The organism is Photobacterium ganghwense (assembly GCF_003025595.1).
Taxonomy (GTDB): domain Bacteria; phylum Pseudomonadota; class Gammaproteobacteria; order Enterobacterales; family Vibrionaceae; genus Photobacterium; species Photobacterium ganghwense.
In genome coordinates, this window is the sequence record NZ_PYMI01000013.1 from 71759 (window position 1) to 82181 (window position 10423).

At 54.8% G+C, this 10423-nt stretch carries 8 protein-coding genes; 5 read left to right on the top strand and 3 right to left on the bottom strand.

Annotated features, from left to right (window positions below; translation table 11 throughout):
• Nucleotides 1–42 precede the first annotated feature (42 nt).
• From acuI to fadB, 3 genes are all read right to left on the bottom strand, one after another.
• Nucleotides 43–1023 (bottom strand): acrylyl-CoA reductase (NADPH), encoded by a 981-nt coding sequence (gene acuI / locus C9I92_RS24355; RefSeq protein WP_047887522.1) that lies wholly within the window; start codon nucleotides 1021–1023, stop codon nucleotides 43–45.
• Nucleotides 1024–1185: 162 nt separating this feature from the next.
• Nucleotides 1186–2352 carry an acetyl-CoA C-acyltransferase FadA gene (gene fadA, locus C9I92_RS24360; RefSeq protein WP_047887523.1) on the bottom strand — a complete coding sequence of 389 codons (1167 nt, stop codon included), beginning with the start codon at nucleotides 2350–2352 and terminating at the stop codon, nucleotides 1186–1188.
• A gap of 27 nt (nucleotides 2353–2379) precedes the next feature.
• Nucleotides 2380–4542, bottom strand: a complete 2163-nt coding sequence (gene fadB, locus C9I92_RS24365) for a fatty acid oxidation complex subunit alpha FadB (protein ID WP_047887524.1) — start codon at nucleotides 4540–4542, stop codon at nucleotides 2380–2382.
• 339 nt (nucleotides 4543–4881) lie between these two features.
• Here fadB and C9I92_RS24370 point away from each other — a divergent pair, with 339 nt between their 5' ends.
• The 5 genes from C9I92_RS24370 to hemG all read left to right on the top strand — a co-directional run bounded on the left by C9I92_RS24370 (nucleotide 4882) and on the right by hemG (nucleotide 10173).
• Entirely contained in the window at nucleotides 4882–6777 is a 1896-nt protein-coding gene (locus tag C9I92_RS24370; protein ID WP_047887525.1) for a S8 family peptidase, read from the top strand.
• On the top strand, nucleotides 6774–7262 hold the full coding sequence (locus C9I92_RS24375; protein ID WP_047887526.1) for a hypothetical protein: 489 nt from the start codon (nucleotides 6774–6776) through the stop codon (nucleotides 7260–7262). Before C9I92_RS24370 ends, C9I92_RS24375 begins: the two co-directional genes overlap by 4 nt.
• A 223-nt stretch (nucleotides 7263–7485) precedes the next feature.
• Entirely contained in the window at nucleotides 7486–8118 is a 633-nt protein-coding gene (locus tag C9I92_RS24380) for a YigZ family protein (RefSeq protein ID WP_047887527.1), read from the top strand.
• Between the two features lie 41 nt (nucleotides 8119–8159).
• The gene (locus tag C9I92_RS24385; RefSeq protein ID WP_047887528.1) at nucleotides 8160–9617 is read left to right on the top strand and encodes a TrkH family potassium uptake protein; all 1458 of its coding nucleotides are present in this window, start codon (nucleotides 8160–8162) and stop codon (nucleotides 9615–9617) included.
• A 31-nt stretch (nucleotides 9618–9648) separates the two neighbouring features.
• A complete protein-coding gene (hemG, locus tag C9I92_RS24390; RefSeq protein ID WP_047887529.1) occupies nucleotides 9649–10173 on the top strand; it encodes a menaquinone-dependent protoporphyrinogen IX dehydrogenase in 525 nt (174 codons plus the stop codon).
• Nucleotides 10174–10423: the final 250 nt, after the last annotated feature.

Below are 10423 nucleotides of genomic sequence, written 5' to 3' on the forward strand. Positions count from 1 at the left end.
TAGTGTTTACACTGTGAGTGCTTACACTGATGATGGCTACCGCTACAGTTTGATCACCACCCGACCGGTGATTTGTCCGCGGGTGATCGCCTCGGCGCACTCTGGCACCTCTTCCAGGTTCACTTCGCGGCAGGCCTGGGCGTAGAAACTCGCTGGCAGCAGTTCGCTCAAACGCTGCCACGCCGCCATGCGTTTTTCATACGGACACATCACGGAATCGATGCCCAGCAGTTTGACGTTACGCAGAATAAACGGCATGACTGTGGTCGGCAGGTCAAATCCGCCCGCCAGCCCACACGCAGCCACGGCACCATCGTAGTCAACCTGCGCCAGGACTTTAGCCAGCACTTTACTGCCGACGGTATCGACCGCGCCGACCCAGAGTTGTTTTTCCAGTGGACGCGCCGGTTCTTCCAGCTCATGGCGTTCAATGATCCGGCTGGCACCCAGTGATTTCAGCCAATCCCCGTTTTCTGCTGCACGACCGGTCACGGCTGCCACCTGATAGCCAAGTTGAGCCAGTAGCGTGACCGCGACTGAGCCCACACCGCCGCTGGCTCCCGTTACCAGCACTTCACCGGCTTGCGGTTTGACCCCGGCATCGACCAGTGCCTGGACACACAACATCGCTGTCAGACCGGCGGTGCCGATCATCATCGATTGCTTGCCGTCCAGCGCCGCAGGCAGTGGTACCAGCCAATCGGCGTTGAGGCGCGCTTTCTGGGCCATGCCGCCCCAGTGGCCTTCACCTACGCCCCAGCCGGTCAGCACGACTTTATCTCCAGGCTGGTAACGCTCGTCGCTGGACTCACACACTGTACCGGTAAGATCGATACCCGGCACCATAGGAAACTGGCGGACAATTTTGCCTTTCCCGGTAATGGCCAGGCCATCTTTGTAGTTCAGGGAGGAGTAATCGACATCAATGAGCACATTGCCTTCCGGCAGCTGGCTGTCATCCAGTTGTTCAATCGTTGCAAGGGTCTGCTTGTCGTGTTGGTTGAGTACCAAGGCCTTAAACATAGGGAAGCTCCGAATTCGTCAGGCGTCTTTAATTGGTTTTGAGTGTAGACGCCAAATAACCATGAATAAAATGAAACTTAATCATCTGATATATGCGGTGACTGCATAGTTAACAGAGATCAAAAAAAGCCCGCAAAAGCGGGCTTCATCAGGCGAAAAGGCTTATTCCACTCGTTCAAAGACCGTGGCGATCCCCTGACCGAGCCCGATACACATGGTCGCCAGGCCGAATTTCGCATCCTGATGTTCCATCAGGTTGATCAGCGTGGTCGAGATGCGCGAGCCGGAACAGCCAAGCGGGTGACCCAGCGCGATCGCACCACCGTTCAGGTTCACTTTCTCATCGACCTTCTCCAGCAGACCCAGATCTTTGGCGCAAGGCAGTGACTGCGCCGCAAAGGCTTCATTCAGTTCAACCAGATCTATATCATCGATTGTCAGACCTGCGCGCTGCAGGGCTTTCTGCGTCGCCGGAACCGGGCCGTAACCCATGATCGACGGATCGCAGCCGGCAATCGCCATGGACTTGATGCGGGCACGAATGGTCAGGCCCAGCGCGCGGGCTTTGCTCTCGCTCATGACCAGCATGGCCGAGGCACCGTCAGACAGGGCGGAAGATGTCCCGGCGGTCACGGTGCCGTTAACCGGATCAAACACCGGACGCAGGGCAGCCAGCGACTCAATGGTTGTTTCGGGGCGGATCACTTCGTCGTGAGCCAGCAGCGTCAGGCGGCCATCGGCATCATGGCCTTCTGTTGGCAGGATTTCGTTGGTAAAGCGGCCTTCCAGCGTTGCAGCATGGGCACGCTGGTGGGAGCGGGCAGCGAACGCATCCTGCATTTCGCGGCTGATGCCGTGCATGCGGCCAAGCATTTCCGCGGTCAGCCCCATCATACCGGCAGCTTTGGCCACCGACTTTGACAGACCCGGGTGGAAATCGACGCCGTGGTTCATCGGGACGTGACCCATATGTTCCACACCACCAATCAGGCAAATGTCCGCATCGCCGACCATGATGGCGCGTGCCGCATCATGCAGTGCCTGCATGGACGAGCCACACAGGCGGTTGACCGTGGTGGCGCCCACGGTGTGCGGGATGCCGGCCAGCAGCGCGGCATTACGGCCAATGTTGAAACCTTGCTCCAGCGTTTGTTGAACACAGCCCCAGTAAATGTCTTCGATGGCCGCTGGATCCACCTGCGGGTTACGGGCCAGCAGGCCTTTCATCAGGTGCGCAGACAGATCTTCGGCGCGGACATGGCGGAACGCACCGCCTTTTGAACGGCCCATTGGGGTACGGAGACAGTCGACAATTACAACGTTATTCATTTATTAATCCTCATCCTTAAGCCGTGATCACGCGTTGGTTGGTACTGGGTAGTAAGTTTCACCTTTGCCCGCTTTTTCGCGCAGGCCAGCCGGTACCTCATACAGGGCACCCAGATGAGCAAAACGATCTGCCATCGCCACGTAGTTCGCCAGACCCACAGTATCCAGGTAACGGAACACACCGCCGCGGAACGGAGGGAAGCCAAGACCATATACCAGCGCCATATCGGCTTCTGCCGGGCTAGCAATAATGTCTTCTTCCAGACAGCGAACGACTTCGTTGATCATCGGCACCATCATGCGGGCGATGATAGCCTCGGCATCCAGCTCCACATTGCCACTGACCACCGGTGCCAGCAGCCCGGCCACGTCGGCATCCACTGTTTTTTTCGGCTTGCCTTTACGGTCAACCGTGTAGGCGTAGAAGCCTTTGCCATTTTTCTGGCCGAAGCGCTGGGTTTCGTACATTACATCCACAGCGTCTTTGAAGTCTTTGCCCATACGGTCAGGGAACCCTTCTGCCATGACGGCTTGCGCATGGTGCGCGGTGTCGATACCCACCACATCCAGCAGGTAAGCCGGGCCCATCGGCCAGCCGAATTGTTTCTCCATCACTTTGTCGATTTGCGTGAAGTCGGCACCGTCACGCAGCAGCAGGCTGAAACCCGCAAAGTAAGGGAACAGCACACGGTTGACGAAGAACCCCGGGCAGTCGTTGACCACAATCGGGGATTTACCCATCTTCGCGGCATACGCGACGACGCGGTTAATGGTCTCTTCCGATGTGTGCTCGCCACGGATAATTTCAACCAGCGGCATGCGGTGAACCGGGTTGAAGAAATGCATTCCGCAGAATTTTTCCGGGCGCTTCAGGCTTTTCGCCAGTTGGTTGATCGGGATGGTAGAGGTATTCGAGGTAATCACGGCATCGTCACCGACCAGCGCTTCCACTTCGCTCAGTACAGCAGCTTTGATTTTCGGGTTTTCCACGACCGCTTCCACAACCACATCTACGTCTTCGGCACCGGCGTAGTGGAGGGTTGGTGTGATGCTGCTCAGGACGCGGGCCATGCCCAGGCCGTCAAGGTAGCCGCGTTCCATCTGCTTGTTGAGCAGTTTGGCCGCTTCTCCCATCCCTAGCTCCAGTGACGGGTCAGCAATATCTTTCATGATTACCGGCACACCTTTCAGTGCTGACTGGTAGGCAATACCGCCGCCCATGATGCCGGCACCCAGTACCATGCCTTTAGCTGCTGGTTTACCGGCTTTGGCTGCTTGTTTGGCCTGGCCTTTGATGTACTGGTCGTTCAGGAAGATGCCGACCAATGCTTTGGCTACGTCGGTTTTCGCTAGGGTTACAAAGTGTTTGTTTTCGATAGCCAGCGCTTCATCACGGCTGCAGCGGGCAGCTTCTTCGATGGTTTTGACGGCTGTCATGGGGGCCGGATAGTGTGGGCCGGCAATTTGCGCCACCATGCCTTTGGCCATGGTAAAGCTCATGGTGGCTTCGATCTTGTTTAGTGCCAGCGGGGCTTTTTTCTGGGCACGGCGGTGTTGCCAGTCCAGCTTACCGGCAATGGCCTCTTTCAGCATGGCCAGTGCTGCATCACGCAGCTGCGCCGGTTCGACCACACCGTCCACCAGGCCCAATTTCAGGGCATCCAGGGCTTTTTTGTCTTTACCGGCAGTAATGATTTCCATGGCGGAGTCCGCCCCCAACAGACGAGGTAGTCGGACAGTGCCGCCAAATCCAGGCATGATGCCCAGCTTGATTTCCGGCAGGCCAACGCGGGCCGTGCTGTCTGCCAGGCGGAAGTCGGTGGACAGCACACATTCGCAGCCACCACCCAAAGCATGACCATTGATCGCCGACAGTGTCGGCACCGGCAGGTCTTCTAATTTGTTGAAGATATCATTGGCATGGGTCACCCATTGAGACAATTCTTCAGCCGGTTTGGCAAACAGGCCGAGGAACTCGGTAATGTCAGCGCCGACAATGAAAGCGGATTTAGCCGATGTCAGTAGCAGTCCTTTCAGCTCGGTTTGGTGATACAGGACATTCAGTGCTTCGTTCAGGCTCTCTAGGGTTTTCAGGTCGAATTTATTGACACTGCCAGGGGCATTGAAGTTGAGTTCCGCGATGCCATCTTCCAGATAGCTAACGGATAGGGTTTCACCTTGGTAAATCATGTTCTATCTCCGTGAAGTTCGGTCTGAGCCGAATTGATTTAACTAGTTAGACCTGCCAGTAGGTTAAAGAATAGTCTGAACCCCTTGCTCAACAATTACAACACTCAATTTAAACATTTGTTTAACTTTCTTGATCTATACCCAAGAGGGATAGGGTATGTAAATGCAAAATATTGCTTTTTTGGAAGGTGATTTATTCTGTTTTTCAGTCAATTAGATGGTTTTGGGAGAAAGCTCTAAAGCTGAAAGATGAAGACTGGCAGGCTGAAAAGTATCGATCGTAAATGAGATATTCGTAGCACGGGGCTGCGGATTTATTCCATCGAAGGATCGATAGATATGAAGAATAAGCGGACATTTTTGTCTGTGGCGCTGGCGGCGGCATTATTGCCGGTGACAGGGCAAGCAGCCATGATGAAGAAGCCTGAACCGGTATGGGTGCCGGATATGGATTTCAGCTGGGTACCCGATTTACCACCCGGTGACCCGTTGTTCAGTCAGCAGTGGCATTTACGCAATACCGGCCAGAATGCTTTTGCTAAGACCGCCGGGACACCCGGTCAGGACATGAACCTGTGGCTGACTCATCTGCTGGGGATTCATGGTGTCGGGGTGAATGTCGCTGTTATTGATGACGGCCTGGAGATCCACCATCCGGATCTGGCTGCCAATATTCGTCCCGGCTCCTGGGATGTGGTGAACAATGACAACGATCCCAGCCCGGAAGATCCGTCCGACAATCACGGTACTGCGGTAGCCGGTTTAACGGCAGCGGTGGGCTGGAATGCGATCGGGGGCCGAGGAGTGGCTCCCCGGGCCGGATTGAAAGGGTTTAACTGGCTGAAAAACCAGTCTCAGGAAGGATGGCTGATGTCACACGGGGCGGCCGCCAATACCCAAGACACCCGGGTATTCAACCAGAGTTACGGCTATTCCACCATTTTCCCCATTGCTTATGATTTGACGGACCCTGAGTTTGCCCTCGAAGAGCAAGTGTATGAGCAGGTGACCCGCGATGCCCATCAGGGGCGCGGCAGTCTATTCGTGAAGTCGGCCGGTAACAGCTACCGTTATTTCTATGGCTGGATTGGCGAGGGGCTGGGCGGTGCTTATGTTCTACCGGGTGACTTTTTCGATAAATCCCGGGTCGGTCCGGCTAATGCCGGGCTGCCGATGCAGGACAGTAACCTGACGCCGACCAATGCCAACTACTGGAACCTGGTCGTTTCGGCCCTCAATGCCGACGGCGGTTTGTCTTCCTACAGCAGTGTGGGAGCCAACGTCTTCGTTTCTGCCCCGGGTGGGGAATACGGTGATGAAAAACCAGCCATGATTACCACCGACTTGTCGGGCTGTGAAGCCGGCAGCAATGTCACTGGTGATACCAGTAACGGCTTGCACGGTGGCCATGAGCTTGACCCGAACTGTGACTTTATAGGCACCATGAACGGGACGTCATCTGCGGCACCGAATACATCGGGTGCGGTCGCGTTGATCATGTCGGCCAATCCGGCGCTGAGCTGGCGGGACATCCGCCATATCCTGGCGTCGACAGCGACCAAAACCGATCCGGCTAACTCGGGGGTTTCGCTCAGTTTTACCCAGACATCGGGAGATGTAGCCACCTATGACGCGATACCGGGCTGGCAAACCAATGCGGCCGGATACGATTTCCATAATTTTTATGGCTTTGGCCGGGTCAACATTGATGCGGCTGTAATGATGGCGATGCACTACCGCAAGCATTTACCGCCATTGCAGATTACTGACTGGGCAACGACTCAGGCAGATGCCGTCATTCCGGATGCGAAGATTGACGGGGTGACCAGTACGTTTAATCAGCGCAAGAACTTTGTGGTCGAGAGCGTCCAGGTCAAACTGGATCTTGATCATGAGCGCCTGAATGATCTGGCGATCGAGCTGGTCTCGCCGTCCGGTACCCGCAGTGTCCTATTGTCACCACGTACCGGTCTGGTAAGCCAGTCGCTGGACAAATCCATTACCGGGTTTGAGCAGCAGTTGCTGCTGACCCACCATTTCTACGGTGAGAAAGCGAAAGGCAACTGGCAGCTGGTGGTACGGGATACCAGCCAGGACAGCAGTAGCTGGGTGGCGTATTTTGATCCGTCGAACGCCTTCCCAATCAGTTTCCCGAATAACAGTGCCGATGGGGTGCTGAAGGCATGGGATATTCGTTTCTTCGGTCACAAGGGCAATAAGGGGAAAAAACAATGAAGAAATTGCATTGGCAGTTCGGACTGCTGGCGGCACTGGTGATGGGTGCCGGTTCTGTAATGGCTGAACAGCTTCCCCCGTTACCGGCTGACGCGCAGGCGAGTTTGCATGCTGCGGGCGAAGTGGAAATGAACGGTAAGCGCTACACCAAACTGGCGCCGACGGCTGCGGCTCCTGGCATGCTTCGTGCCGCTCCGACAGTGAGCGAGGGTCTGTTTGTCGGGGATCGATTGCTGGCGGATGGGTCAACCCTGGGGCCGGTAGAGGTCAGCGGGGGAATTTTTGTCCGTCTCGCGCCGGGTGTCAGCGCGCAGCAATTTGCGGCGGATAATCAGCTGGACGTGGTGTTCACCGGGACAGACATTGTATTGTTTAAAGCCGCGGCGGGGGGGGATTTGCTCCCTCTGCTGGCGGAGCTGGAGCGCGATCCCCGTGTCAGCCAGGCAAAACTGGAGCTGGTAGGGCAGCGTAATCGCCCGCAATAATCGGTCGAAGTTTAACTGGGCCAAAGCAGCAAAGGGAGGCGTAAGCCTCCCTTTTGTTATCTGGGTTGTTGCTGGCATTGCCGTTTGTGCTCTCAGTGTAGGTCGCGTCAGGGGAAAAAGTCACAAGTTGTGAGCCGGGAGCCGTAATCTGGTTGGCGAGGCCGTGGGCAGGATGTGTTATTCTGTGTGGTTCACGTAATTTGACGAGCAGCATGGCAGAAGCATGACAGCATCACAGCCCTATCTCATTCCGGCCCAGGGGGTAGTGTTTGAGGAAGAAATCAAAAAAAGCCGCTTTATTACCTATCTGGCGCACACGCCTACGGTTGAAGCGGCTAAAGCCTTTGTCCAGCAGATAAAGGAAAAGCACCATGATGCCCGTCATAACTGCTGGGCGTTTGTCGCTGGCCGGCCGGAAGATTCCATGAAGTGGGGCTTCAGTGATGATGGCGAGCCCTCCGGGACTGCCGGTAAACCGATTCTGGCCCAGCTGACCGGTTCCGGTGTGGGAGAGATCACGGCTGTGGTCACCCGTTACTACGGGGGGATTCGGTTGGGGACCGGTGGTCTGGTCAAAGCGTATGGCGGCGGTGTGCAGCAAGCGCTAACTGTGCTGCAAACCAAAGAAAAGATAATAACTTCAGAATTAACAGTAAGCTGCGCGTATAATCAGTTGTCATTGGTGGAAACCCTGATGGCAGAGTACGATGCGCAGCAAATTGATGCGGTCTATGCCGATGGGGTGACCCTCACTATAGTGCTGGATCGGCGTCAGGTTGACACCTTTTGTGCCAAGCTGACCAACCGTAGTGGCGGTCAGGTTGAAGCCAGCCCGCGCTCGGCTGAAGCCCCGTAAACCCTGTTTATCAATAGCATAGATGAGAGCCGAACCAGGCCATGCAATTTCGCTCTATTATTAGGATTGTCGGGCTGCTGCTCGCATTATTCAGTGTCACCATGCTGGCACCGGCCATTGTTGCCCTTATTTACCGCGATGGGGCCGGTTTTCCCTTTGTTGTCACCTTCTTCTTACTGCTGGCTGGTGGGGCCCTGCTGTGGCTGCCTAACCGCCGTTATCGCCGGGAATTAAAAGCCCGGGATGGTTTCCTGATCGTCGTGTTGTTCTGGACCGTTATCGGCAGCGCCGGGGCGGTGCCTTTTATCTTGTCCAAAACCCCAGACCTCTCCGTGACCGATTCTTTTTTTGAATCTTTTTCGGCCCTGACCACGACCGGGGCAACAGTAATTGTCGGGTTAGACCATCTGCCTAAAGCCATCCTGTTTTACCGTCAGCTGCTGCAATGGTTCGGTGGTATGGGGATCATCGTCCTGGCAGTGGCCATCTTGCCGGTACTGGGGATCGGGGGCATGCAGCTGTACCGGGCGGAAATTCCGGGACCGGTCAAAGACAGCAAGATGACTCCTCGAATCGCTGAAACCGCCAAAACGCTCTGGTATATCTACCTGACGTTAACGGTCACCTGTGCCGTGGCGTTCTGGCTGGCGGGAATGTCAGTCTTTGATGCAATCTCTCATAGCTTCTCGACCATCGCGATTGGTGGATTTTCTACTCACGATGCCAGCATGGGCTACTTTAACAGTTCCACCATCAATATGATCACCGTGGTGTTTCTGTTGATATCGGCCTGTAACTTCTCGCTGCACTTTGCCGCATTTGCTCATGGCGGGATAAATCTGCGTGCCTACGCGCGGGATCCGGAGTTTCGGGCCTTTCTGGTTTCGCAGCTGATCCTGTTGGCGATCTGTTATTCCATGCTGTTAAAGCATCATTCGTATGAGTCGTACTTTGATGCTTTTGATCAGGCGCTGTTCCAGACCGTGTCCATCTCAACGACAGCCGGTTTTACCACAACCGGTTTCTCCGAGTGGCCACTGTTCCTGCCGGTGTTGCTCTTGTTTTCCTCCTTCGTCGGAGGCTGTGCAGGTTCGACCGGAGGGGGCATTAAAGTGATTCGTATGCTGCTGTTATTGCTGCAGGGGATTCGAGAGCTGAAGCGCCTGGTGCACCCACGCGCGGTATACACCATCAAAGTCGGGAACAAGGCATTGCCACAGCGAGTTGTCGATGCGGTATGGGGATTTTTCTCGGCTTATGCGCTGGTCTTTGTCATTTGTATGCTGGCCCTGATTGCGACTGGCATGGATGAGCTAACGGCATTCTCGGCTGTGGCAGCAACGCTGAATAATCTCGGGCCGGGGCTGGGCGAAGTCGCGGTGCATTTCGGGGAAGTGAACGACACCGCAAAGTGGGTGTTGATTGTGGCCATGTTGTTTGGTCGTCTTGAAGTCTTTACGTTACTGGTGCTGTTTACGCCGACGTTTTGGCGTAACTAATCACTGATAGCAGGGGTAGTAAGGAGGAAAGGTGGAAAAAGTATTACTGCTTCATTCCAGCAGTGATGGGCAAACCATCAAAATCATGCGTCACATTGAAGCTTCGCTGGGCGAGGGATATCAGTGTGAGCTGGTGGATTTAAATCAGTTACCTGACGTTGAATTTTCCCGGTATGACCGAGCTCTGATTGGCGCCTCGATCCGCTATGGTCATCTTAATAAAGCGCTGTATCAGTTTATTGCCAAGCATCAGTCAGCACTGGCGCAACACAAAGTCGGCTTTTTCTGCGTGAACCTGACGGCACGTAAAGAAGGCAAGAATACGCCGGAAACCAGCGTCTATATAAAGAAGTTCCTACAAAAATCCGCCTGGCGGCCTGAACTGATGGGCGTGTTTGCCGGTGCTTTGCGTTATCCGCGCTACAAGTGGTTCGATCGGGTCATGATTCAGTTCATCATGCGTCTGACGGGGGGAGAGACCGATACCTCGAAAGAGGTTGAATATACTGATTGGCAAAAAGTCGCGGCTTTTGCAGGTCAGTTCAAGGCGCTGTAATACGCTCTCCTAGTGGTTTTGCGTGTTTTTTGTGCGAACGCTTCGGTAGGGCATTTTTTTTCAAAAAAAGCCCTTGCCAAGCCGATCGAACTCTCTATAATGCGACCTCACTGACACGGAGCGCGGCGAAATAAGCCAGCGACGTGAAAGAAAAGTTCTTTAACAATTTGACCATGCAATCTGTGTGGGCACTCGTGAACTGATAGTCAAAAAGATTTATCGATGAACTGAGTGACCAATTCAAAATGAC